We start from the raw sequence: 23,836 nt of genomic DNA on the forward strand, positions 1-23,836 counted from the left end.
CACTCGGGAAGGCGATGGGGCGGTGGGGCGCTGTGACGCGGTGCGGACTGAGGTTCGGGCTGCTGGGGCCGACCGTTCTGTTCGGCGCCTCCGATCCGTACCGTTCCTCCGATCCGTACCGCGCCTCCGCGGGCCCGGGGGTCGCTGACGGCGTCGGGGTCCGTCCCATCGGCAGCACCAAGGTGCGCGTCCTGCTGGCCGCGCTGCTGCTCGAATCCGGCCGCGTCGTCTCGGTCGACTCGCTCAAGGACGCCCTGTGGGGCGGTGCGCCGCCCACGTCGGCGCAGGCCTCGCTGCACAACCACGTGACCCGGCTGCGACGGCTGCTCGACGACCCCGAACGGCTGCGGGCGGTGCCGCCCGGGTACCAACTGCGCGTCGACGAGGGCGAGCTGGACCTGCACGTCTTCGACGGCCATGTCGCCGCCGCCCGTGCCGCCCACGCCGACCGTGACTGGCAGCGCACGGTAGGTGAGTGCGAGTCCGCGCTCTCCCTGTGGCGCGGCACCCCGCTCAGCGGCCTCCCCTCCGAACTGGGCGGATACGCCCTCGTACAGCGTCTGCAGGAAGCGCGGCTGCTGCTCCTGGAGTGGCGCTACGACGCCGAGCTCGCCGTTGCCGGCGCACGGCTGGACTCCCTCGTACCGGAACTGGCGGCACTCACGGCCGAGCATCCGCTGCGCGAGGCGTACCACCGGCAGCTGATGCTCGCCCTGCACCGCACCGGCCGCCGCGCCGAGGCCCTGGCCGTCCACCGCGACCTGCGCAACCGCCTCCTGGAGGAACTCGGTATCGAACCGGGCCGGGCGGTGCGCGAGGCGCATGTGGAGGTGCTGCGGGGGACCGCGGACCCGGAGACGGTGGGTTCGGGGCTGCCGGGTTCGGGGGCGCCGGGCTCGGGCGCGGCGGGCGCGACAGTCCGCCCCCCGGATCCGCTCGGCACGCGCGCCGACGGTTCCTCGGGCGCGGTCGGAGCGGGGGCTGACGGTTCCTCGGGCGCGGTCGGAGCGGGGGCTGACGGTTCCTCGGGCGCGGTCGGAGCCGGGGCTGATGGTGCCCCGGGCGGGGTCGAAGCGAGGGCTGACGGTGCCCCTGGCGCCGCCGCCACGGGGGCCGACGGTGCCCCGGACGCGGCGCAGGGCGCCTCGATCGTCGTAGCCCCAGGAACCGCGCCCGCGGAACCGGCCCCCACCCCCCTGCCCCGTCCCGCCCAACTCCCGCCTCCACCGGCCCACTTCACCGGCCGTGCCGCCCTCATCCGGAACCTCCGCCGTACCCTCTCCCGCGCCGCCCCGGGCCGGCACCCCGCCGTCGCCGTCCTCAGTGGCATGGCCGGCGTCGGCAAGAGCGCCCTCGCGCTGCATGTCGCCCACGGGCTGCGGGAACGTTTCCCCGACGGCCAGCTCTACGTCCATCTGCACGGTGCCACCCCCGGGATGACCCCCCTCGCCCCCGGCCAGGCGCTCGCCGCGCTGCTGCGTGACGTCGGCGCGGACCCCCGCGCCATCCCCGAACACCCTGACGCGGCCGCCGCGTTGCTCCGCTCGCTGCTCGCGCCGACCCGCACCCTCCTGGTCCTGGACGACGCGGCGAACGCCGCACAGGTACGGCCGTTGCTGCCGGCCGGTGCCGACTGCGCGGTGATCGTCACCAGCCGTTCGCCGCTCACCGCACTCGACGGTGTCCGCCGCTTCCCGCTCGACCCGCTGTCCGCGGAGGAGAGCGCGACCCTGCTGCGCACGGTGTCCGGCCGTGACGAGGCCGAGGGCCCCGACGACGAGGACCGCATCGACGCCGCCCACCCCCTCGTCGAACTCACCGGCCGCCTCCCGCTCGCCCTGCGCATCGTCGCCGCCCGACTGGCCGCCCGCCGGGCTCTCACCCCCGACGTGCTCGCCGATCAACTGGCCGCCACGGAAGGGCGGTTGCGGCACCTGGAGTACGACGACCTGTCCGTACGCCGCTCCCTTGCCGTGGCCCACGACGCGCTCGCCGCCTCGGGCCGCCGCACCGACCGCGACGCCGCACTCGCCCTGCGCCGCCTGGGCGGGCTCGACCTGCCCACCTACGGCGCCCCCCTCATCGCCCGTCTCCTCGGCACCGACACCGCCCCCGCCGAGGCCGCGCTCGACCGGCTCGTCGACGTGGCCCTCCTGGAGGAGACCGCGTACGGCCGGTACGCCCCCCACGACCTGGTCCGCGACTTCGTGCGCGAGCTGACGGACACCCGGCACGCCCCCGACATCGCCCGCACGGCCGTGCGCTGGTACACGGCCGTCGCCGAACGCGCCCTCACCGCGATCGTCGAGCCCGGCCTCGACCAGGAGGACCGGCGCCGCCCGACCCCGTCGCAGCCGCCCGAGCACGCGGCGCACGCCCTGTCCGTACCTCCCTTCGCCTCCTCCGAAGAGGCCTTCGCCTGGTGCGGCTCGGAACTGGAGAACATCGTCGCCCTCGTCGAGCGGTACGCGGACGCGCCAGACGACGGCATCGCCGCCCATGTCTCCACCCTCCTGCGCCTGCTCTTCCCCTACCTCCAACGCGGCGGCCGCGTCTCCGAGATGGAGGGGCTCGGGCAGGCCGCGCTCCGGGTGGCGCGGCGGCTCGGGGACCAGGTCGCCGAGGCGTACGCGCTGGGTGACCTGGCAGGACTGCGCTTCCTCACCGGCCGCCAGAGCGAGGCCCTCGCGCTCGTCGACCAGTCCCTTGAACTGTGGCGGCGGCTCGGCGAGGTCTCCCGGATCCGGCGCTGCCTGCAGAACCGGGGCCTGCTGCTGGAGAACCTCGGCCGGTACGCCGAGTCCGGGGAGGCGCTGCGCCAGAGCCTGGAGCTGTCACGGCAGATCGACGACCCCTGGGGCGAGGCCGTGACCTACGGCCACCTCGGCAACCTGTACGAGCACACCGACCCCCGTGCCGCCATCGAACAGCACCGGCTTTCGCTCGCGATCGGGGCCGAGATCGGCAACGTCATCGTGCAGCACGCCGCGCACTGCAACATCGGCTACGCCCATCTCACCCTGGGCGAACCGGCCGCCGCCGTCACGCACTTCGAGGAGAGCCACCGGATCCTCGGTGGCCACGGCGACTGGCACGGTGAGTCCCAGTCCCGGCTCGGACTGGTTCGCGCCCTGCGCCTGCTCGGCCGGACGGAACGGGCCGACCGCGAGTGCGCCGAACTGCTGAGCCGCGCCGACGCCCGCGCCGACGGCTATATCGGCGGTCTCGCCCGCCACCAGTACGGTCTGATCCTGCGCGACCGGGGACACGTCGAGGAGGCGTACGAGGCCTGGCGGACGGCGCTCGCCGCGCTGGACGGCACGGAAGAGAAGACGGTCGCCGCCGAACTCCGCGAGCTCCTGGGCGACATCGACTGATCGTGCGTCGCGGGCTTCGGATGATCGCTCCGCGTCGACTCCGGCTGCCCCCGTTGCCACCAGCCCCAGCCAAATGCTCCCGTTGAGTCCAGTCGCCCCGTCCCTCCCCGCCCCCGCCCCTCACTTCGCGTCGGCATAGCACTCCACCACCGCCGTCGTGAACGGAAACCGCACCGGGGTATCCCCGAACGTCAGCCGTCCCGCCAGCTCCGAGGCCTGCCGGATCGCGGCCACGACGGCCTCGGTCTCCTCCTTCGGGCAGTGCACGATGACCTCGTCGTGCTGGAAGAAGACCAGCTCGGCCGCCATGCCCGCGCAGGCCTGGCGCAGGGCGGCGAGGAGCAGGAGGGCCCAGTCGGCGGCGCTGCCCTGGACGACGAAGTTCCGGGCGAAGCGGCCCCGCGCGCGGGCGTTGGTGGAGGCGTAGCCCGGTACCCACTGCTGACGGTCGTCGGAGTCGTCCTCGGCGGTCGGGATACCCGCCTCCTCCTCCAGGTCCTCGCCCGCCCCGGCCGCCGGGGGGCAGGTCCGGCCCAGCCAGGTCCGTACGAGCCGCCCCTCCTCGCCGGCCCGCGCGGCCTCGTCGACGTACGCCACCGCGAGCGGGAAGCGGCGGCGCAGCGCGGCGAGGTTCTTCAGGCCGTCGCCGGAGGTCTGGCCGTAGACCGCGCCGAGCACCGCGAGCTTGGCCTGGTCGCGGTCGCCGGAGAAGGCCCGGTCGGACACCGACTGGTAGAGGTCGCTCTCCCGCCCCGCCACCTCCATCAGCCCGGGGTCGCGGGAGATCGCGGCCAGGACGCGCGGCTCCATCTGGTCGGCGTCGGCGACGACGAGCCGCCAGCCCGGGTCGGCGACGACGGCCCGCCGGATGACCTTGGGGATCTGCAGCCCGCCACCGCCGTTGGTCACCCACCGCCCGGTGACCGTCCCGCCCGCGAGGAACTCCGGCCGGAAGCGGCCGTCGCGCACCCAGTCCTGGAGCCAGGACCAGCCGTGGGCCACCCAGATGCGGTACAGCTTCTTGTACTCGACCAGCGGCTTCACGGCCGGATGGTCCAGGGACTCGATCTCCCAGCGCCGCGTCGACCTGACCTTGATGCCGGCCTGAGCGAAGGCCTTGATGACGTCCGCGGGCAGATCGGGCCGGACGCGTCGGCCGAACGCCGCGGAGACCTCGTCCGCGAGCTCGGCCAGCCGTCGCGGCTCACCCCCGCCCGCGTAGCGCTCGCCCAGCAGTTCGTGCAGAACCCCACGGTGCACCTCGGCGCTCCACGGCAGCCCGGCCCGGTTCATCTCCGCGGCCACCAGCATCCCGGCCGACTCGGCCGCCGTCAGCAGCCGCATCCGGTCGGGGTGCGCGGTGGCGTCGTGGCGGCGCTGCTGGTCGGCGTAGACCTCGATCAGGTCGGCGAGCGGCACATGGGCGGACTGCGGCTCGAAGAGGGGCGACTGGGCGCCCGGCTCGGCGGACCGCTGGGGAGGGTCGGGCGGTACGGGCCCGCCGCGCAGCCGGGCCAGGGCGGCGGCCGCGGAACGGGGTTCGCCGTAGCGGCCCGCGTGGCCGAGCAGGAGGGTCTCGGCGTCCTCGATGTCGTAGCACCGCTCCACTCGCACCCCCGTGGCGAGCAGGCGCGGATAGACCTCGGCGGTGGACCGCCACACCCACCGCGCGACCTCCGGGCGCCCGCGCACGGCCTCGGCCAGGTCCGGTTCCCTGCGCACCGGTCCGGCGGGCAGCCCGTCCGGGCCGAGGGGGGCGACCTCAACGCCACCGTCCTCGGCCGGAGCGAGCGCCCAGCGGTCGGTCATGCTGCGAGTGTGGCAGGGGGGTCTGACAGTGGCCCCAGCTCCGCGGTCCGGTCTGACCCCTCCATCCCCCGTCTGCTCGCCGATCTTCCGGAACCGTGACGGCCCGGCCTGGTCTGGCCCCTCCGGCCCTCATCTGCTCGCCGATCCTCCGGAACCGCGAGAGCGAGTCGGCTACGTATTCCTTTTCCTCCGCCGCCTGTCCGTGCCCGGTGACGCCGAAGCCGGCCGCATGCGTCAACCCCGGGTTGACGCCCTGCCTGCCCTCCCACCCCATGGCACGATCCTCACGTGAGTACGCCCCGCACCGTCGACCTCGCCTTCCAGGCCGCCCTGCACACCGACTCGGACACGGCCCTGGACACCGGCGCCTCCCTCCTCGCCGCCGACCCCGGCGCGGACCGCGAGCTGGAGCGCCGGGGCACGGAGTTCGTCGCGTCGGCCTGGCGCCGCGGCTGGCAGCCCGCCGACGTCGTCCGCGTCGTCCGACGCGAGCTGGACGACGTACACGTACAGCTGGTGTCGGCCCTGATCGGCGCGCAGGCGCCGGACGACGGCCCCCGGGGCCCGCGTTGGCGCGCGCAGCTCGACGAGCTGGCCGCGAGCGTGGACGGGCCGCCGCGCACCGACCGCTTCTCGCGCGCGACGGCCGTTCTGGAGCTGTACCGCCTGCTGCTGCGCCTGCCGTCCCTCGAACGCCTCGACGAGCCTCAGCGGTCGCACCGGCCCGAGTCCCGCATGCTCACCCGGATCCGCGCGCTGCTCGCCAAGGCGGAGGCGACCGGCTACCCGGAGGAGGCGGAGGCGCTGACCGCCAAGGCGCAGGAACTGATGGCCCGGCACAGCGTCGACGAGGCCGTACTGTCGGCGCAGGCCCCGGCCGCCGACGTGCCGAGCGCCTGCCGGATCGGCGTCGAACCGCCGTACGAGCAGGCCAAGGCTGTGCTGCTGGACGCGGTGGCCGCCGCGAACCACTGCCGGGCGGTGTGGAACGAGCCCTTCGGCTTTTCCACCGTCGTCGGTTTCGAGCCGGACCTGGAGGTGGCCGAGTTGCTCTACACCTCGCTGCTCGTCCAGGCGCAGACGGCGATGACGAAGGCGGAGGCGCAAGCGCGCGCGGGCGGGCGGAAGCGGACCAAGACCTTCCGGCAGTCCTTCCTCGCCGCGTACGCGCACCGCATCGGCACCCGGCTCGCGCAGGCGGCCGAGACCCAGGTCAGCGACGACCTGCTGCCGGTACTGGCCTCCCGTGACGTCGCCGTCACCAACCGCCTGGACCACATGTTCCCCGAGACCACCACCACCCGCCTGCGCGGCATCAACGACACCGCGGGCTGGACCCAGGGCGCCGAGGCGGCCGACCGGGCCCAGGTGAGGGCCAGACGGCCGCTGGCCTGACGCGGCTCGGTCGCCGGTCGGCGGGAACCGCCTGACGGTGGCGTCCCCGGTGAGCCCGAGCGCCCCCGGAGCCGACGCGGCCTCAGTCACCCGTCGGCAGGAACCCGCTCACCGTGGCATCCGGCTTCCCGCCCTTGAGCGCCACATCGCCGTACGACCACGGGAAGTCCTCCGTCGTGTCGGCGCCGGGCAGGGTGAACTCGGCCGTCTTCGCCGCGAGGCTCTGATCGCCCTCCCCGCGCGCGTAGGTGACGGTGAAGGACAGCGAGCCGCCCTCGGCGAGCGTCAGCTTCCGTGCGGTGGCGGCGGGGTCGGGGGAGACCTCCGCCGAGGTGTCGCCCGCCTTGAGGGTGACGGCCGGCAGGCCGTCCAGGGTGCACTCGGGGCCGGTGTTGGTGAGGGTGACGGGCACGTTGCCGGTGTCTCCGGCGGCGGGCGCGGCGTTGGCGGGACCGACCCGGACGTCCATCCTGCCGAGCGCGCAGGCGGCCGTGGCATCGCCGCCCTCGTCGCTTCCTCCGTCACTGCAGGAGGTCAGCAGAAGGGCCGCGGAGAGGGCGGCGAGGGCAGGGAGGCGGAAGACGGTGGCGCGCATGTGGTGTCCTCGGGGGGTGCGGAGCTGATCGCGTGCATGGATCATCACGCATACGGCTCCGAGCCGGTTGCCGACCCCTGGGGATCCGAGGATCCCCGAAGATCACGAACCGTGGGTCACGACCCGAGACCGTCCGTCGGCAGTCCGGTCGGCAGCTCGGCGCCCTCGGCCTTCCGGTACGTCTCGGAGCCGAGGCCGCCCTCCCAGGTGACCTTGAGCCGCGTCTTGCCGACGGAGTCGACCGTCCCGGTCGACCGGTCCTTGCTGCCGTCCGTGCACGTGAGGCGAATCGTCTCGCCGTCGTCCACGGTGCCGCTGCACACCGTCCCGCCGGTCGCGAACAGACCGGCGCGGCTGCCGGTGACGACCAGCGCGACGGCGTTGCCGTCGGTGGTCGCCAGCCAGCTGCCCTCCAGGTCACCGGCGGGGGAGGCCGTACCGCCGTCGCCCCCGCCGGTGTCCGCGGTCTGCGTGGCGGAGGGCGTGGCACTCGGACTGGGCGAGGCCTCGTCCGAGGAACCGCCGTCACTGCAACCGCCCAGCACGAGCGCACACGTAAGCCCCGCGGCCGCCGCCGCGATCCGCCCTCGCTCGCGCACCACGCGCGTGTACGTCGCCGAAGTCACTGCAGGCCCCCAAGGTGAGCGGATCGGACGCTCCGACCGCAGCAAGCTACCAGCACGTAACCCGCGGGGAACCTGTGAGTTCGCGCACGACTGCCGAGAGAACCCGCGCACCCGGGCAGCCCCTCGGCGTGCGCCTGCTCCCGGCAGGACCTCCGTGCACGACTGCCGAGAGAACCCGCGCACCGGGGCAGCACCTCGGCGTGCGCCTGCTCCCGGCAGGACCTCCGTGCACGACTGCCGAGAGAATCCGCGCACCGGGGCGGCCCCTCGGCGTGCGCCTGCTCCCGGCAGGACCTCCGTGCACGACTGCCGAGAGAACCCGCGCACCGGGGCAGCACCTCGGCGTGCGCCTGCTCCCGGTAGGACCTCCGTGCACGACTGCCGAGAGAATCCGCGCACCGGGGCGGCCCCTCGGCGTGCGCCTGCTCCCGGCAGGACCTCCGTGCACGACTGCCGAGGGAACCCGCGCACCCGGGCAGCCCCTCGGCGTGCGCCTGCTCCCGGCAGGAACCCCGCGCACGACTACCAGGAGGACTTGCGCACCCCCGGCAGGAACCCGGCGTGCGCCTGCTCCCGCAGGGACACCCGGGACAGCCCGAACGCCCGGAAGTACCCGCGCGGGCGGCCGTCCACCTGGTCGCGGTTGCGCACGCGCGTGGGGCTCGCGTCGCGGGGCTGCCGGTCCAGCTCCCGCCGGGCGGCGAGCCGTTCGGCGTCGGTCGACGACGGCCGCCGGATGATCTCCTTCAGCTCGGCGCGTCGGGCGGCGTACCGCGCGACGATCTCCTGCCGCTTCTCGTTCTTCGCGATCTTGCTCTTCTTCGCCATCAGACCCGCACCCCCCGCGCGCGGATCCGCGCCACGGCCGCCTCGATGCCGATCGTGTCGACGGTCTTGATCCCCTTCGCGCTCAGCTTCAGCCGGACGTACCGGCCCTCGCTCGGCAACCAGTACCGCTTGGCCTGGATGTTGGGGTCGAAGCGGCGGGAGGTCCGCCGGTGGGAGAAGGAGATGGTGTTGCCGAAGCCCGGCCGGGCGCCGGTCAGCATGCAGTGGGCGGACACGGGTGATGCACCTCTCTCGAACGGGGTGTGTAAATGGAATTCATTTTCAGTAAGATACCAGCATGGCTCGCAACGAACTCCGCCCGGTCATCAAGCTCCGGTCCACCGCCGGCACCGGCTACACCTATGTGACCCGCAAGAACCGCCGCAACGACCCGGACCGCATGACCCTGCGCAAGTACGACCCGGTCGTCGGCCGCCACGTCGACTTCCGAGAGGAGCGCTGAACCGCCATGCGCCAGGGAATCCACCCCCCGTACGGCCCCGTCGTCTTCCGTGACCGGGCCGCGAACTACGCCTTCCTCACCCGCTCGACGATGACGAGCGAGAAGACGATCGAGTGGGAGGACGGCAACACCTACCCGGTCGTGGACGTCGAGATCTCGAACGTCAGCCACCCCTTCTACACGGGCACGGCCCGCGTCCTGGACACCGCCGGCCGCGTCGAGCGCTTCGAGCGCCGGTACGGAAAGCAGGACTGATGCTCCCCGTCGTGATCGTCGGCGGGCTGCACGCCGACGCCCGCAAGGCGGCCGTGGACCGGCTGCTCGCCGAGGTGCCCGGCAGCGTCGTACTCCACCACGACCTGGCGACGGCCGCCGCCGGCACGGTCGTACGGACGATCCGCGACGCCACCGGCATCCGGGACGCCGGCGAGGCACCCCTCGTCAACGACTGCGCCTGCTGCGCGCTGCGCGAGGACCTGGTGCCGGAGCTGGAGCGCATCCGGGACGCCGGTGACACCCCGCTCGCGGTCGTCGAGCTGTGGGACTCCGTCGAGCCCAAGGCGATGGCGGAGGTCGTCGCGGCCGGCGGCCTCACCGTCACCGGCGTCGTCACGGCCGTGGACCCGGCGTTGCTGCTGCCCTACCTCGCCAACGGCGACGACCTGGCCGACGGCGGCCTCGCCGCAGCCGCCACCGACCAGCGCACGGTCGCCGACACCTTCGCCCGGCAGCTGGAGTACGCGCCCGTCCTCGCCCTCGTCGAGTCCGAGGAGGCCGACGACGAGGACCGCGAGCTGCTGGCCCAGCTGCACCCGACGGCCCGCCAGGTCCTGATCGGCCACGGTGACCTGGCGGGCGCCGTACTCGCCGGCTTCGATGTGGAGGCGGCGGCCGCCGCCCAGCACCCGGCCTGCGCGCTGCTGCCCGCCGAGGCCGACGCGCACGGGGTGTCGACGCTGGTGTGGCACCGCCGCCGGCCGTTCCACCCCGAGCGGCTGTACCAGGCGCTGGAGGACCTGACCTGCGCCGCGGCGCGCAGCCGGGGCCGGTTCTGGCTCGCCGACAAGCCCGACGTCCTGCTGCACTGGGACGCCGCGGGCGGCGCCCTGTGCGTGGAGAGCGCGGGCCCCTGGCTCGCCTCGCTCCCGGACGCCGCCTGGGAGATGGTCCCGCCGGTGCGCCGCGCCGCCGCCGCGCTGGACTGGCACCCCGAGCACGGCGACTGCTGCCAGCACCTCGTCTTCACCTCGCCCGGCCTGGACCGGGACGGCCTGGCCGAGCTGCTGGAGTCCTGCCTGCTCACCGACGCCGAGTACGCCGCCGGGCGCGACGCCTGGAAGCAGCTCCCGCCCGCCTTCGACACCCTCCTGGAGGTCTGAACCCCCATGTCCCGCAAGACGGAACGCAAGCCCGCCAAGAACCGGCCGAACCCGCTCGACCAGGCCGGGATCGAGTACATCGACTACAAGGACACCGACCTGCTGCGCCGGTTCATCTCCGACCGCGGCAAGATCCGCAGCCGCCGCGTGACCCGGGTCTCCGCGCAGCAGCAGCGGCAGCTGGCCAGGGCGATCAAGAACGCGCGGGAGATGGCGCTGCTGCCGTACGCGAGCCGCTGATCCCCCTGACCTCCGACAACCCCCGTCCGCAGGCGCCGGACGGGGGTTTGTGCATGAAAGTTGGAACAACAAGGGCGTTGCGTGCGTCTCTGTCCCTAGAACGTGGGGGGCCGCCGCGGCTGTAATCGCAGGAACACCCCGCGTGCACGTGCATCTGCTCATGCATCCGCACATGAACAGGGTTATGATCCGGGTCAGTTGACCGCTGCATCAATGGCCACACCAGCCAGTGCACCACCGGGGAGCGACCTGTGGACCACGACGTGTACGACGTTGACGACGCGTCCGGCGTGTACAACGGCATGGCCGCCGCCCGCCTCAGTGGCGTCGCCTGGCAGAAGAGCAGGCACAGCAATTCGCAGGGCTCCTGCGTGGAGTTCGCCCGGCTGCCCGGAGGGGACGTGGCCGTACGCAACTCACGCTTCCCCGACGGTCCCGCGCTCGTCTACACGCGCGCGGAGATCGAGGCGATGCTGCTGGGCGTCAAGGACGGCGAGTTCGACCACCTGATCGTGGGCTGAAGCGCCGCCGGTCGAGCGGCGGACCTTCCGCGGCGAACGGCGTGTTTCCTCTGTTGACGCGCGTAGAACCGCAGTACCCCGAAGTGCCGTGGTTCCTCAGTCCGCGGAGCTCGCCTGCGGCGGCACCTGCAGGCGGAACAGGGCCCAGACCACCTTGCCGTTCAGCGTGCCCGCGAGCGGGTGCCAGCCCCAGCTGTCGCTGAAGGAGTCGACCAGGAACAGGCCGCGGCCGGACTCCGCCGAGAAGTCCTCCTCCGCGTCGCGCGCGACCGGGCTGTCGTGGCTCGGGTCGCGTACCGCGCACACCAGCCGCTCGGTCCACCGCATCAGGTGCAGCCGCACGGGCGGGGACTGCTCCGGTACCCGCGCGGCACCGGCCGGCAGGGCGTGGCGCAGCGCGTTGGTGACGAGTTCGGAGACGACCAGGCAGATGTCGTCGAAGCGGTCGCCCGTCTCCCACTGGTCGAGGGTTCTGCGGGTGAACCGCCGTGCTTCGCGCACCGCTTCGTAGCGGGCGGGAAGGGCGCAGGAAGCGGCGTTGGACGCGGCCGCGGGATCCAGCGGCGGAAGGCCCTGCCGTAACGGCTTGAGCATGGTCGATCCATTCGTCCCCATGCGAGGCACTCCCGGGAATTCGCGGTCGTTGCGATGCAGCGGTTGCGCGGGACCATGGTTTCGGATGCGTACAGCAGATGCAAGGGCAGATGCACGTGCACGTGACCGAATTGGGCCCTCCCGTACCGCTTGTTGGCCATTTTTTCCGCCATCCTCACACCCTCGACTTGCCTTCTTGCTCTCCCTTCCTGATGGAAATCTTTGGCTTCTTTCCATCTCTGTAATCAGACGAGTACAGCTCGGAGTGATTTAGTGGCAGACTTCGGGCCCTGAAAGAGTTGGGGAGGCTGGCGAACGTGAGCGCGGGAGAGCCCGGATCGGTGGTGCGGCGCATGCTGCTCGGCTCGCAACTGAGGCGACTGCGGGAGGCACGCGGGATCACGCGCGAGGCCGCCGGGTACTCGATCCGCGCGTCCGAGTCGAAGATCAGCCGGATGGAGTTGGGCCGGGTGAGCTTCAAGACCAGGGACGTCGAAGACCTGTTGACGCTGTACGGCATCACGGACGAGGTGGAGCGCAATTCGCTGCTCTCGCTCGCCAAGGAGGCCAACGTCGCGGGCTGGTGGCACAGTTACTCCGACGTGCTGCCCAGCTGGTTCCCCACCTATGTGGGCCTGGAGGGCGCCGCCTCCCTCATCCGCGCCTACGAAGTGCAGTTCGTGCACGGCCTGTTGCAGACCGAGGCCTACGCCCGCGCGGTGGTCCGGCGCGGGATGAAGGGCGCGAGCGAGGCCGACGTCGAACGGCGAGTGGCGCTGCGCCTGGAGCGTCAGAAGCACCTCGTCGACGAGAACGCCCCCGAGTTCCACATCGTCCTCGACGAGGCCGCCCTGCGCCGCCCCTACGGCGACCGCGAGGTGATGCGGGGGCAGCTCCAGCACCTCATCGAGGTCTCCGAACGCCCCAACGTACGGCTGCAGGTCATGCCGTTCAGCTTCGGCGGGCACTCGGGCGAGTCCGGCGCCTTCACGATCCTCAGCTTCCCCGAGTCCGACCTCTCCGACGTCGTCTACCTGGAGCAGCTCACCAGCGCGCTGTACCTGGACAAGCGCGAGGACGTCACCCAGTACGAGAAGGCGCTCAAGGAGCTCCAGCAGGACAGCCCGGGGCCGGACGAGAGCCGCGACCTTCTCCGAGGTCTCCTCCAACTCTCTTGAAACACAAGTACGATGACGTGCGATCAGACCGTGCAGATTGGTCAGCAGCGATCGATGGCGATCAGCGGCGCTTGAAGGCGATCAGGAGCGATCGACCGGGATCAGGGTGTCTGCTGGGGATTGAGGGATCACATGTCGTCCTACTTCACCGACCTGGCTCAGCAGTACATCGACGGTGAATGGCGCCCGGGCACCGGCTCCTGGGACATCATCGACTTCAACCCGTACGACGGTGAGAAGCTCGCGTCGATCACCATAGCCACGGTCGACGAGGTGGATCAGGCCTACCGGGCCGCCGCCCGCGCCCAGAAGGAGTGGGCCGCGACCAACCCGTACGCCCGCCGCGGCGTGTTCGAGAAGGCCCTGCGCCTGATAGAGGACCGCGAGCAGGAGATAGCCGAGGTCATCATCGCCGAACTCGGCGGTACGCGACTGAAGGCGGGGTTCGAACTCCACCTCGCCAAGGAGTTCCTGCGCGAGTCCATCCACCTGGCGCTGCGCCCCGAGGGCCGGATCATCCCCTCGCCGGTCGACGGCAAGGAGAACCGCGTCTACCGCGTCCCGGTCGGCGTGGTCGGTGTGATCAGCCCCTTCAACTTCCCCTTCCTGCTGTCGCTGAAGTCGGTCGCCCCGGCCCTCGCGCTCGGCAACGGCGTGGTCCTCAAGCCGCACCAGAACACCCCGATCGTCGGCGGCACCCTGGTAGCGAAGATCTTCGAGGACGCGGGCCTGCCCGCCGGCCTGCTCAACGTCGTCGTCACCGACATCGCCGAGATCGGCGACGCCTTCATCGAGCACCCGGTCCCGAAGGTCATCTCCTTCACCGGCTCCGACAAGGTCGGCCGCCACGTCGCCACCGTCTGCGCCTCGCACTTCAAGCGCTCGGTCCTCGAACTCGGCGGCAACAGCGCGCTGGTGGTCCTCGACGACGCCGACATCGACTACGCCGTGGACGCGGCCGTCTTCAGCCGGTACGTCCACCAGGGCCAGGTCTGCATGGCCGCCAACCGCGTCCTGGTCGACCGCTCGGTCGCCGAGGAGTTCACCGAGAAGTTCGTCGCCAAGGTCAGGACCCTCAAGACCGGCGACCCGCGCGACCCGGAGACCGTGATCGGCCCGGTCATCAACTCCTCGCAGGCGGACGCCATTTCGGGCGTCGTCGAGCAGGCGATCGCGGAGGGCGCGACCGCCCTGGTGCACGGCACCACCACCGACAACCTGATCGAGCCGTCCGTCCTGACCGGCCTGCCCGCCGACTCCGCCCTGCTCCGGCAGGAGGTCTTCGGCCCGGTCGCCTTCCTCATCCCCTTCGAGGGCGAGGAAGAGGCCGTACGCCTGGTCAACGACACGCCGTACGGCCTGAGCGGCGCCGTCCACACCGGCGACATCGAGCGGGGCGTGGCCTTCGCCAAGCGGATCGACACCGGCATGTTCCACGTGAACGACGGCACCGTCCACGACGAGCCGATCGTCCCCTTCGGCGGCGAGAAGAGCTCCGGCGTGGGCCGCCTGAACGGCGAGACGATGCTGGACTCGTTCACCACGGTGAAGTGGATCTCGGTGCAGCACGGGCGGAGCGGGTTCCCGTTCTGAGTATTTCGCTCCATGCGGGCCATTGAGGACCGTAGCTGTCCTCGATGGCCCGTAGTTTCGTCGGTGTCAGGCAAGGAGTCACCCCGACGAAAGGCGGCCGGCCATGGTCACCCACGTTCCCGCAGAGGCGCACGGCGACGAGCGCGGTGCCCTGCTCAACTTCCTGACCGAGCAGCGCGGCGGGATCCGCCGGGCGGTGCTCGGGCTGACGGACGAGCAGGCGTCCTCGCGGCCCAGCGCCAGCGAGCTGTCCCTGGCCGGGCTGGTCAAGCACGTGGCCGAGGTCGAGCAGTACTGGGTCTCGCTGGCCAAGGGCGAGCCGCCGGCGGTCAAGCGGGACCAGTCCAACTGGCACGAGTGCTTCGTCCTGGTGGACGGCGAGACGGTCGCCTCGCAGCTGGACTACTGGGAGAAGGTGGCCGCCGTGACGGAGGAGTTCGTCCGCTCGGTGCCGAGTCTGGACGACACCTTCGCGCTGCCGGACCAGCCCTGGTTCCCGAAGGACGAGCGCGTGTCCGTGCGCTGGCTGGTCCTGCACCTGATCCGGGAGACCGCCCGGCACGCGGGCCACGCCGACATCGTCCGCGAGTCGCTCGACGGCAAGACGGCCTTCGAACTGGTGGCCCTCGCCGAAGGCTGAGGCCCGCGGGTCATAACCTGGAGCGCATGTCAGCGATCCGTCTCCTCGTGCTGGGCGCGGTGCGCCAGCACGGGCGGGCCCACGGCTACCAGGTGCGCAACGACCTGGAGTACTGGGGCGCGCACGAGTGGTCCAACGCCAAGCCCGGTTCGATCTACCACGCCCTGAAACAGATGGCGAAACAGGGACTGCTCCACGCCCACGAGATCGCGCCGTCCACCGCCGGGGGCCCGCCCCGCACCGAGTACGAGATCACCGAGCAGGGCACCGAGGAGTACCTCCGACTGGTGCGCGAGGCACTGACCTCGTACGACCAGAAGACGGACATGAAGTCGGCGGCCATCGGATTCATGGTCGACCTGCCGCGCGAGGAGACGGTGGCCCTGCTCAAGGAGCGCATCCGGCGGATCGAGGAGTGGCGCGGGGCCGTCACCGAGCACTACGTCCCCGAGGACGGCCCCGGGCAGCTCGGCCACATCGGCGAGATCATGAACCTCTGGCTCCACACGGCCGACGCCGAGGCCGAGTGGACCGGGGGCCTGATCGAGCGGATCGAGGGCGGGGCCTACACGTTCGCGGGGGAGGGTGAGCCCTTCGTGGCCGTGCTGGCGGACGATCAGGAGAACCCGTACGGGACGGGCGAGCGGCATCCCGGGGATGCGCACTAATCAAGTTTGACGAATGCGGTCGGGGGGATATGTTGCCTTCGTAGTCAAGTTTGACTAGCGAGGGAGTTCTGTTGGCCGACACGGCGATCACCGTCGAAGGCGCACACAAGAAGTACGGCGACAAGAAGGCGTTGGACGGGCTCGACCTGCTGGTCGCGCGCGGCACGGTGCACGGGATCCTCGGACCGAACGGCGCCGGCAAAACCACTCTGGTCCGCATCCTGTCGACGCTCCTGCGGCCGGACGCAGGCCGGGTCGAAGTGGCGGGGCACGACGTGCTGAAGCAGGCCCGCGCGGTCCGCTTCCGCATCGGCCTGCTCGGCCAGCACGCGGCCCTCGACGAGGAGCTGGGCGGCCGCCAGAACCTGGAGATGTTCGGCCGCCTCTACCACCTGGGCGCCCGCCACGCGCGCGTGCGGGCCGACGAACTGCTGGAGCGCTTCGGCCTCGCGGACACCGGCCGCAAGGCGGTACGGCAGTACAGCGGCGGCATGCGCCGCCGCCTGGACCTCGCCGCGTCCCTGATCACCGACCCGGAGGTGCTGTTCCTGGACGAGCCCACCACCGGCCTCGACCCGCGCGGCCGCGCCGAGGTCTGGGCCGCGGTCCGCTCCCTGGTCGGCGGCGGTACGACGGTCCTGCTCACCACGCAGTACCTGGAGGAGGCCGACCAGCTCGCCGACCGCATCTCGGTCGTCGACGCGGGCCGTGTCGTTGCGGACGGCACGGCCGACGAACTGAAGGCGGCGACCGGCGGCGACCGCATCGACGTCGTCCTGCGCGACGCCGGCCAACTGGGCGCGGCGGTGGCACTGCTGCCGTTCGACCCGGCGGGCGTCTCGGTCGACACCGACCGCCGTCGGCTGAGCGCCCCGGTCACCGACCGCATGGCGGCTCTCTCCGGGGTCGTACGGGCCCTGGAGGTGGCCGGCATCGAGGCGGAGGACGTGGTGCTGCGGCGCCCGACGCTGGACGAGGTGTTCCTGCATCTCACCGGCGACCCCCGAGTGAAGGAGGCCGCGTGAGCAGCTACGCGCTGACCGATTCCTGGACCATGACCCGGCGCGAACTCGCCCACTGGGCACGGCAGCCGGTGCAGGTCGTCGTCAACCTGGTCTTCCCCGTGATGCTGCTGCTGATGTTCGGCTACCTGATGGGCGGCGGCCGCGGCATCGACGGCGACTACCTCGGCTACCTGGTGCCCGGCATGCTCGCGCTCACCATGGCCTTCGGCCTGGAGGGCACGATGATCGCCGTCACCCGGGATCTCGACAAGGGCGTCGTCGACCGCTTCCGCTCGATGCCGATGGCGAGCGGCGCGGTGCTGGTGGGCCGGGCGGTCGCCGACATGCTCCAGTCGGTGCTGGGCCTGGCCGTGATGATCGGCATGGGCTACGCGCTCGGCTGGCGGGCGCACGGCGGCGCGGGTCCGTTCCTGGCCGCCGTGGGACTCCTGCTGCTGTTCCGGTTCGCGATGCTGTGGATCGGCATCGAACTGGCGCTGGTCGCCGGGAAGCCGGAGATGGTGCAGGCCGTCCAGATCCTCGTCTGGCCGGTCGGCTTCCTCTCCAACGCCTTCGCCACCCCCGACTCCATGCCGGGCTGGCTGGGCACGGTGGTCGAGTGGAACCCGATGTCCCACACGGCCACGGCCGTACGCGACCTGTTCGGCAGTCCGGGCGGCGAGGCGGGGCACGTGTGGGCGGCGGTCGCCTGGCCGCTGGCGCTGCTGGCGGTGTTCTTCCCGCTGGCGGTACGGCGGTTCGCGGGCCTGAGCAAGTAGTTCCGGGGCTCCGCGCGATCGGTCCGCCGGAGGAGGGAACCCCGAACCGGTCTGCGGTGTATCAGAAGTAGCAATTGCCTGCTGGACACCGCAGATCGGGGGAAACCATGGGATTTCAGATGGTGCGGGAGCGTGGTGCGTCGGGGGTGCTGGGGCGGCTGAGGGCGCTGAAGGCGCTGGCCGGGGCCGTCGGGGCGGCCCTGCGTCTGACCGCGTGCGCCGCTGACGCGACAAAGGAGCGCGAGCGCGCGGGCGGCGCCGAGCGGCCCCGGGGGCGCCCGGCGGACCGGCCGCCCCGCATCCCGTCGGCCCCCGATCTCCCCGGCCGGTCCCACAGCGTCGGTTCGCCGCCGACGGAGTGCACTGGCACGCCTTCACCCTGGGCTCGCCCGCTCGGTGACGGAAGGCGGTCGCCGGGCCCGTGTCCCGGCCCGACGGAGGGATCCTCGCGGTCCGCCGGGCGGGTGTACGCGGGCACCAGCGCCGCCGACCCGGTCCGCCGCCCCGTGGAAGGGGTGCCCGGACAGCGGGCACGCACTCCCCGGGCCTGCCGGGCCCCTTGGGCAGCGGCATCGAAGTCTCCGCCTGGCGAAGGGGGTTCAGCGGACCGGACTGCCGTCCCCGCGCAGCTGCATCTGCGGCCGGCCCGTCACCAGCAGCCAGGCGGGCAGCGACGCGATGCAGAGCAGGGCGAGGATCGCGGGGGAGGCCACCAGGACGGCGGCGACGAACAGACTCACCCAGCCCTGCCGGGTGATGGCGAGCAGCATGCCGAGCACGCCCGCCGCGATGCCGACCGCCGGATGCACCCCCGGCACCAGGGCGTGGGCGCACAGGCCGAGGGCCGCCCCGATGAACACGGCCGGGAAGATCCGCCCGCCCCGGAAGCCGCAGGACGCGGCGACGAGCAGCGCGGCCAGCTTCACGACCGTCATCGTCGCGAACTCGCCCGCCGACCAGCCTCCGGGATCGGCGGCCAGCTCCCCGACCTCCTCCAGCCCCTTGAAGAGCGTCAGATGGCCGCCCAGGGCCCCGAGCAGGCCCAGGACGAGTCCGCCCACCGGAAGCACCACCATGGGGTGCCCGAGACGGGAGAAGGCGCGGTGCACGTACGGGAAGGCGTACACCGCCGCCATGCCGAGCAGCGCGCCCGCCGACGCGATCACCAGGGCGGCGAGCAGATCGCCCCAGCCGGGCCGGCCGAACGCGGGCAGGCCGAGGTCGAAGCTCGGTTCGGCCACCAGGGTGGTGGTCATCGCGCCGGCGGCGGCCGCGGTGAGCGGCGCAAAGACGTTGTCCCACAGCGCCCCCGGGGCCTTCCGCCCGGCCAGTGCCTCCGAGATCACCAGCGCCGCCGCCACGGGCGTACCGAACAGCGCGCCGATCGTCGCGGCCTCCGCCAGCACCACCCACGTCCCGCCCGGCAGCCGGGGCAGGAACCGGCGCCCGAGCCAGTACGCGAGCCCCACGTTCACGGCGATGATCGGGTTCTCCGGGCCCAGGCTCGGCCCGCCCGCGAGCATCAGCGTCGCCGCCAGCGCCAGGCCCGGCAGGACCACCGGCGGCAGCGGGACCGTCTCCAGACCGGTGGTGGCCGGATCCGGCCCCGCGTGCCCGGGCGCCTTCCACACCACGAGACCGACCAGCACCCCGGTCGAGGTGAGCATGACGATCATCCACAGCGCCGAGTACCGGCCGACGCCCAGCGCGTCCGGCAGGTCCTGCCACAGCACGTCCTGGAGGGCCTCCGCCAGCCCGCTCACCGCGAGGAACAGCAGGCTCGCCGCCACGCCCACCACCAGAGCAGGCAGGATCAACGGCAGCAGCGCCCGTGCCGGCGTCGAGGGAGTGGCGGGCGCCTGCCGCGCGGTGTCCTGATCCACGGGCACACGATAAGCGGGCAAAGCGGACTCAACATCCCAAACGGCGCCCGTCGGCACGCGGGCTTGCACCTCACGTGACGTGAGGGCTCACCGTGGAGGGCGTACCGAGAAGGGAGCGGAAGTGAGCTACTCCGTGGGACAGGTGGCCGGCTTCGCCGGGGTCACGGTGCGCACCCTGCACCACTACGACGACATCGGCCTGCTCGCCCCGAGCGAGCGCAGCCACGCGGGCCACCGGCGCTACAGCGACGCCGACCTCGACCGGCTGCAGCGGATCCTGTTCTACCGGGAGCTCGGCTTCCCGCTCGACGAGGTCGCGGCCCTGCTCGACGACCCGGACGCGGACCCGCGCGCGCATCTGCGCCGCCAGCACGCACTGCTGACCGCCCGGATCGAGAAGCTGCAGAAGATGGCCGCGGCCGTGGAGCACGCCATGGAGGCACGCAGGATGGGGATCAACCTCACGCCCGAGGAGCGGTTCGAGGTCTTCGGCGACCACGACCCCGAGCAGTACGCCGAGGAGGCGGAGCAGCGCTGGGGCGGCACGGAGGCGTACGCCGAGTCGCAGCGCCGCACCGCGGCCTACACCAAGGACGACTGGAAGCGCATGCAGGCCGAGGTGGCCGCCTGGGCCGAGCGCTACGGCGCCCTGGTGGCCGCCGGTGAGCCGCCGACCGGCGAGGCCGCGATGGAGCTGGCCGAGGAGCACCGGCAGCACATCTGCCGATGGTTCTACGCGTGCTCGTACGAGATGCACGAGGGCCTGGGCGAGATGTACGTCTCGGACGAGCGCTTCAAGGCCCACTACGACTCCATGAGCCCCGGTCTCGCCGAGCATCTCAGGACCGCGATCAAGGCGAACGCGGCCCGTCACTCTTCCCGGTGACGGAGTCGGTGAGGGATCGATGACGGATGCGGTCCGCCCGGACCGGGCCGCACGGCTTGGTCCGGGCAGGCCCACAGGGCATGCTGTGGGAACCCATGGAACCTGGGCGTCCAGCGCTGCGTTGGTACCAGTGCCGCGTTGGTACGTTTGACCACCTCCCCCGCCCGCCCCACCCGCAGGAGCCACAATCCCGTGACCACCCTTGCGCTCGGCCCCGAGTGGCTCAGCCCGGACTACCTCATCGAGACCTTCAGCCTGCCCGGCATCCTGCTGATCGTCTTCGCCGAGTCCGGCCTCTTCGCCTTCCTCCCCGGCGACTCCCTGCTGTTCACGGCGGGCCTCTTCGTGGCTGAGGGGACCTACATCAGTGAGCCGCTGTGGCTGGTGTGCACCCTGATCGTGCTGGCCGCGGTCATCGGCGACCAGGTCGGTTACACGATCGGCAAGTTCTTCGGCCCGAAGCTCTTCAACCGCCCCAACTCCAGGCTCTTCAAACAGGAGAACCTGGAGAAGGCGCACGAGTTCATGGAGAAGTACGGCCCCAAGGCGATCGTCCTGGCCCGCTTCGTGCCGATCGTACGCACGTTCGCCCCCATCGTGGCGGGCGCCGGCCGCATGAAGTACCGCACGTTCCTCACGTACAACATCATCGGCGGCATCGTCTGGGGCACGGGCGTCACCCTCGCCGGCTACTGGCTCGGCCAGATCGACTTCATCAAGACCAACGTCGAGGCGATCCTCGTCCTGATCGTCTTCGCCTCGGTCGTCCCGATCATCGTCGAGTACCTCCGCGAGCGCTCGAAGAAGAAGAAGCGCGCGGCGGCCGAGCCCCCGGCCGTGGTGCCTCCGGTCATGGACGACGCGACGACCCAGCTCCGCCGCATCGACCCGGTGGAGGAGCCCCCCCAGCAGTACGGCAACCAGTACTACGGCCAGCAGGAGCCGTACGCCCCGCAGCAGCCGTACGCCCAGCAGTACCCCCAGGGCTACGCGCCCCCGCCGCAGCAGCAGTACGGCCAGCCGCAGAACAACCAGTACCCGCACAACCAGGGGTACTAGAAGCACCCCGTCAGGGGCGCGGGAACCGAGGCGCCGCGGATCAGAACCCCCTGGTCCGCTTCGCCGCCCTGCGCCCCGCCCCGGCCCCGGCCGGAAGCCGCAGGAACAACCGCGAGATCTCCGACCCCAGGTTCACCCCGATCGCGATGGCCATGGCCAGGGACGCCGCCGTGGCCAGCGACACCAGCCCCTTGTCCACGTCGTTCTGCGCGATGGACAACAGCCCGAAGTACGTGGCCGACCCCGGCAGCAGGGGCCCGATCGCCGCGGTGGTGTACGGCAGCGCCGAGGCGAACCGGTACCGCGACAGCAGCTGCCCGAACAGGCCCACCAGGCCCGCCGCGACGGCCGTGGAAGCGACCGGCGACAGCTCGCCGGCGTAGCGCAGGGCGCCGTAGACCGACCAGGCGACACCGCCGTTCAGGGTCACGGCCAGCACGGTGGACCGTTCCTGCTGCAGCAGCACCGCGAACGTCAGCGACAGCAGCATCGAGGCGCCGATCTGCCACAGCGGCCGCTCGGAGATGTGCAGGGCCGCGTCCGGGTTCAGCTTGGCGCCCAGGTTCACGCCGAAGTACAGGACGATCAGGACCCCGGCGACGATCCCCACGAAGAAGTACATGACCTCCAGCAGGCGCGCGGAGGCGGTGATGTAGAAGCCGGTCAGACCGTCCTGCACGGCCGCCACCAGCGCCCGCCCCGGCAGCAGCGCGAACAGCCCGCCGGTGATGACCGCGGACGCCTTCACGTCCACGTGCGCGAGATTGAGCGCGACCCCTATCGCGGCCGGCGGCATCGCCGCCACCGTGAACTGGTAGAACTCCGGCAGCCCGCGCCCCGCGCACAGCCACGCCAGCCGGTCGCCGAGCATCGCGCCGAGCGCGGCGGCGACGAACACGATCGCGTCACCGCCGACCAGCACCGAGGCCGCCCCCGCCAGCAGCCCGCTCGCCGAGGTCAGCACCCAGGTCGGGTAGGGGTGCCGGTTGCGGCGGATCTCCGCGAGCCGCCGGTAGGCCTCCTCCAGGGAGACATGGGTCTCCGCGTCGCTGAGGTCGTCCACCAGCCGGAACACGGCCGCGAGCCGCGTGTAGTCGGTACCGCGCCGCCGGACCGTCCGCGACGCCGTCACCGGGTCGTCCACCAACGAGGGCTGGTAGGAGATCGACAGCAGGGTGAACGTGACGTTCGGCTCGCAGCGGTCGAGGCCGTAGGACCGGCAGACCGCGAACATCGCCGCCTCGACGTCCTCCGCGCCCTCCCCGCCCGCCAGCAGCAGCTCGCCGATACGCAGGGTCAGGTCGAGCACCCGGGGGACCGCGGGGCCCTCGTCCTCCTCGGCCTTGTGCGGCCGCTCGGGCGCGGGCCGCTCGGCCACCGGCATGCGCAGCATCGTGCGCATCCGGTCCTGCCACGGCACGTTCTTCGTCAGGCCGACCGTGGGGACCCCGCCCGCCGGGGTGAACGCGGGCGGCGCGTCCTTGCTGTGGTAGGTGCTCGGCGCGCTGAACGCCGACCCCTCCGGCTCGGCGGTCGGCCCCGCCGGCACGTCCAGACCCTCCGGGAGGGCGAACTCGGACGACGTCTCCGACTCGCCGCCGCCCCTGGGGACCGCGAGCCCTTCGGGAAGGGCGAACTCGGATGTGATCTCGGGGTCGAACGTGCCGCTCGCCTCGTCCGACTGCGGCTTGCGGTCCTCCGCATCCGTCACTTTGCGCAGCGCTCCCTGTACGACGCCTCAAGGCCAAGCCTCAGTATGCGCACAGAAACCGGAACGGGCCGCACGCGTGTGCGTGCGACCCGTCAGTGGACTGCAGGCTCAGTGGCCGCCCTGGTCCTTGAAGCGCTTGTAGGACCGCTCGATCTCGGCCTCGGCCTCGGTACGGCCCACCCAGTCGGCGCCCTCGACGGACTTGCCGGGCTCCAGGTCCTTGTAGACCTCGAAGAAGTGCTGGATCTCCAGGCGGTCGAACTCCGACACGTGGTGGATGTCCCGCAGGTGCTCCTGGCGCGGGTCCGTCGCCGGGACGCACAGCAGCTTGTCGTCGCCGCCGGCCTCGTCCGTCATCCGGAACATGCCGATCGCACGGCACTTGATGAGGCAGCCCGGGAAGGTCGGCTCGTCCAGGATGACCAGCGCGTCCAGCGGGTCGCCGTCCTCGCCGAGGGTGTTCTCGACGAAGCCGTAGTCGGTCGGGTAGGCGGTCGAGGTGAAGAGGCGACGGTCCAGGCGGATCCGACCGGTCTCGTGGTCCACCTCGTACTTGTTCCGCGAACCCTTCGGAATCTCGATCGTGACGTCGAACTCCACCGGTGGCT

Annotated in this window: 24 protein-coding genes; 15 read left to right on the top strand and 9 right to left on the bottom strand. The window is 72.0% G+C overall.

All coding sequences use genetic code 11. From position 1 onward, the window contains the following. Positions 1–32 precede the first annotated feature (32 nt). Positions 33–3,377 carry a BTAD domain-containing putative transcriptional regulator gene (locus ICC28_RS09305; RefSeq protein ID WP_411158580.1) on the top strand — a complete coding sequence of 1,115 codons (3,345 nt, stop codon included), beginning with the start codon at positions 33–35 and terminating at the stop codon, positions 3,375–3,377. A 120-nt stretch (positions 3,378–3,497) separates the two neighbouring features. Here ICC28_RS09305 and ICC28_RS09310 read toward each other — a convergent pair whose 3' ends face one another. Next, a complete protein-coding gene (locus ICC28_RS09310) occupies positions 3,498–5,186 on the bottom strand; it encodes a bifunctional 3'-5' exonuclease/DNA polymerase (protein WP_188287953.1) in 1,689 nt (562 codons plus the stop codon). A 288-nt stretch (positions 5,187–5,474) separates the two neighbouring features. Here ICC28_RS09310 and ICC28_RS09315 point away from each other — a divergent pair, with 288 nt between their 5' ends. Further along, complete coding sequence (locus ICC28_RS09315) at positions 5,475–6,581, top strand: DUF2786 domain-containing protein (protein WP_188287954.1); 1,107 nt, start codon at positions 5,475–5,477, stop codon at positions 6,579–6,581. 82 nt (positions 6,582–6,663) lie between these two features. Here ICC28_RS09315 and ICC28_RS09320 read toward each other — a convergent pair whose 3' ends face one another. From ICC28_RS09320 to rpmB, 4 genes are all read right to left on the bottom strand, one after another. Continuing rightward, on the bottom strand, positions 6,664–7,176 hold the full coding sequence (locus ICC28_RS09320) for a DUF4232 domain-containing protein (RefSeq protein ID WP_188287955.1): 513 nt from the start codon (positions 7,174–7,176) through the stop codon (positions 6,664–6,666). A 116-nt stretch (positions 7,177–7,292) separates the two neighbouring features. Continuing rightward, a complete protein-coding gene (locus ICC28_RS09325; RefSeq protein ID WP_188287956.1) occupies positions 7,293–7,802 on the bottom strand; it encodes a hypothetical protein in 510 nt (169 codons plus the stop codon). 522 nt (positions 7,803–8,324) lie between these two features. Next, a complete protein-coding gene (gene rpsN / locus ICC28_RS09330; protein ID WP_188287957.1) occupies positions 8,325–8,630 on the bottom strand; it encodes a 30S ribosomal protein S14 in 306 nt (101 codons plus the stop codon). Then, entirely contained in the window at positions 8,630–8,866 is a 237-nt protein-coding gene (gene rpmB, locus ICC28_RS09335; RefSeq protein WP_188287958.1) for a 50S ribosomal protein L28, read from the bottom strand. Before rpmB ends, rpsN begins: the two co-directional genes overlap by 1 nt. Before the next feature lie 62 nt (positions 8,867–8,928). Between rpmB and rpmG the strand changes: the two genes are divergently transcribed. The 5 genes from rpmG (at position 8,929) to ICC28_RS09360 (ending at position 11,233) form a co-directional block, all read left to right on the top strand. After that, positions 8,929–9,093: a 50S ribosomal protein L33 gene (gene rpmG / locus ICC28_RS09340; protein ID WP_003999141.1), complete on the top strand. Its 165-nt coding sequence runs from the start codon at positions 8,929–8,931 to the stop codon at positions 9,091–9,093. Positions 9,094–9,099: 6 nt separating this feature from the next. Next, entirely contained in the window at positions 9,100–9,348 is a 249-nt protein-coding gene (locus ICC28_RS09345; protein ID WP_188287959.1) for a type B 50S ribosomal protein L31, read from the top strand. Beyond that, on the top strand, positions 9,348–10,472 hold the full coding sequence (locus tag ICC28_RS09350) for a CobW family GTP-binding protein (protein ID WP_188287960.1): 1,125 nt from the start codon (positions 9,348–9,350) through the stop codon (positions 10,470–10,472). The genes ICC28_RS09345 and ICC28_RS09350 overlap by 1 nt, the downstream gene beginning before the upstream one ends. A 6-nt stretch (positions 10,473–10,478) precedes the next feature. After that, on the top strand, positions 10,479–10,712 hold the full coding sequence (rpsR, locus tag ICC28_RS09355) for a 30S ribosomal protein S18 (protein ID WP_188287961.1): 234 nt from the start codon (positions 10,479–10,481) through the stop codon (positions 10,710–10,712). Between the two features lie 251 nt (positions 10,713–10,963). After that, positions 10,964–11,233: a DUF397 domain-containing protein gene (locus ICC28_RS09360; protein ID WP_188287962.1), complete on the top strand. Its 270-nt coding sequence runs from the start codon at positions 10,964–10,966 to the stop codon at positions 11,231–11,233. A gap of 96 nt (positions 11,234–11,329) precedes the next feature. Here ICC28_RS09360 and ICC28_RS09365 read toward each other — a convergent pair whose 3' ends face one another. Next, entirely contained in the window at positions 11,330–11,848 is a 519-nt protein-coding gene (locus ICC28_RS09365; protein WP_188287963.1) for an ATP-binding protein, read from the bottom strand. 332 nt (positions 11,849–12,180) lie between these two features. Here ICC28_RS09365 and ICC28_RS09370 point away from each other — a divergent pair, with 332 nt between their 5' ends. From ICC28_RS09370 to ICC28_RS09395, 6 genes are all read left to right on the top strand, one after another. Further along, positions 12,181–13,005: a helix-turn-helix domain-containing protein gene (locus ICC28_RS09370; RefSeq protein ID WP_188288066.1), complete on the top strand. Its 825-nt coding sequence runs from the start codon at positions 12,181–12,183 to the stop codon at positions 13,003–13,005. A 132-nt stretch (positions 13,006–13,137) separates the two neighbouring features. Next, on the top strand, positions 13,138–14,598 hold the full coding sequence (locus ICC28_RS09375; RefSeq protein WP_188287964.1) for an aldehyde dehydrogenase family protein: 1,461 nt from the start codon (positions 13,138–13,140) through the stop codon (positions 14,596–14,598). A gap of 103 nt (positions 14,599–14,701) precedes the next feature. Beyond that, the gene (locus ICC28_RS09380; RefSeq protein ID WP_188287965.1) at positions 14,702–15,238 is read left to right on the top strand and encodes a DinB family protein; all 537 of its coding nucleotides are present in this window, start codon (positions 14,702–14,704) and stop codon (positions 15,236–15,238) included. A 26-nt stretch (positions 15,239–15,264) separates the two neighbouring features. Further along, positions 15,265–15,906, top strand: a complete 642-nt coding sequence (locus ICC28_RS09385; protein WP_188287966.1) for a PadR family transcriptional regulator — start codon at positions 15,265–15,267, stop codon at positions 15,904–15,906. Between the two features lie 71 nt (positions 15,907–15,977). After that, positions 15,978–16,931, top strand: a complete 954-nt coding sequence (locus ICC28_RS09390) for an ATP-binding cassette domain-containing protein (protein ID WP_188287967.1) — start codon at positions 15,978–15,980, stop codon at positions 16,929–16,931. Continuing rightward, complete coding sequence (locus tag ICC28_RS09395; RefSeq protein WP_317453986.1) at positions 16,928–17,689, top strand: ABC transporter permease; 762 nt, start codon at positions 16,928–16,930, stop codon at positions 17,687–17,689. Before ICC28_RS09390 ends, ICC28_RS09395 begins: the two co-directional genes overlap by 4 nt. A gap of 599 nt (positions 17,690–18,288) precedes the next feature. On the opposite strand, the gene ICC28_RS09400 is transcribed toward ICC28_RS09395, so the two are convergent. Continuing rightward, the gene (locus tag ICC28_RS09400) at positions 18,289–19,572 is read right to left on the bottom strand and encodes an ion channel protein (RefSeq protein ID WP_188287968.1); all 1,284 of its coding nucleotides are present in this window, start codon (positions 19,570–19,572) and stop codon (positions 18,289–18,291) included. A gap of 121 nt (positions 19,573–19,693) precedes the next feature. Between ICC28_RS09400 and ICC28_RS09405 the strand changes: the two genes are divergently transcribed. Both ICC28_RS09405 and ICC28_RS09410 read left to right on the top strand, forming a co-directional pair. Next, positions 19,694–20,458 (top strand): MerR family transcriptional regulator, encoded by a 765-nt coding sequence (locus tag ICC28_RS09405; RefSeq protein WP_188287969.1) that lies wholly within the window; start codon positions 19,694–19,696, stop codon positions 20,456–20,458. Between the two features lie 192 nt (positions 20,459–20,650). Next, the gene (locus tag ICC28_RS09410; protein ID WP_188287970.1) at positions 20,651–21,517 is read left to right on the top strand and encodes a DedA family protein; all 867 of its coding nucleotides are present in this window, start codon (positions 20,651–20,653) and stop codon (positions 21,515–21,517) included. 40 nt (positions 21,518–21,557) lie between these two features. Here ICC28_RS09410 and ICC28_RS09415 read toward each other — a convergent pair whose 3' ends face one another. Next, a complete protein-coding gene (locus tag ICC28_RS09415; RefSeq protein ID WP_188287971.1) occupies positions 21,558–23,228 on the bottom strand; it encodes a threonine/serine exporter ThrE family protein in 1,671 nt (556 codons plus the stop codon). A gap of 108 nt (positions 23,229–23,336) precedes the next feature. Beyond that, positions 23,337–23,828 (bottom strand): inorganic diphosphatase, encoded by a 492-nt coding sequence (locus ICC28_RS09420; protein ID WP_015658794.1) that lies wholly within the window; start codon positions 23,826–23,828, stop codon positions 23,337–23,339. Between the last annotated feature and the right edge of the window lie 8 nt (positions 23,829–23,836).

Source organism: Streptomyces sp. TRM68416 (assembly GCF_014596915.1).
Taxonomy (GTDB): Bacteria; Actinomycetota; Actinomycetes; order Streptomycetales; family Streptomycetaceae; genus Streptomyces.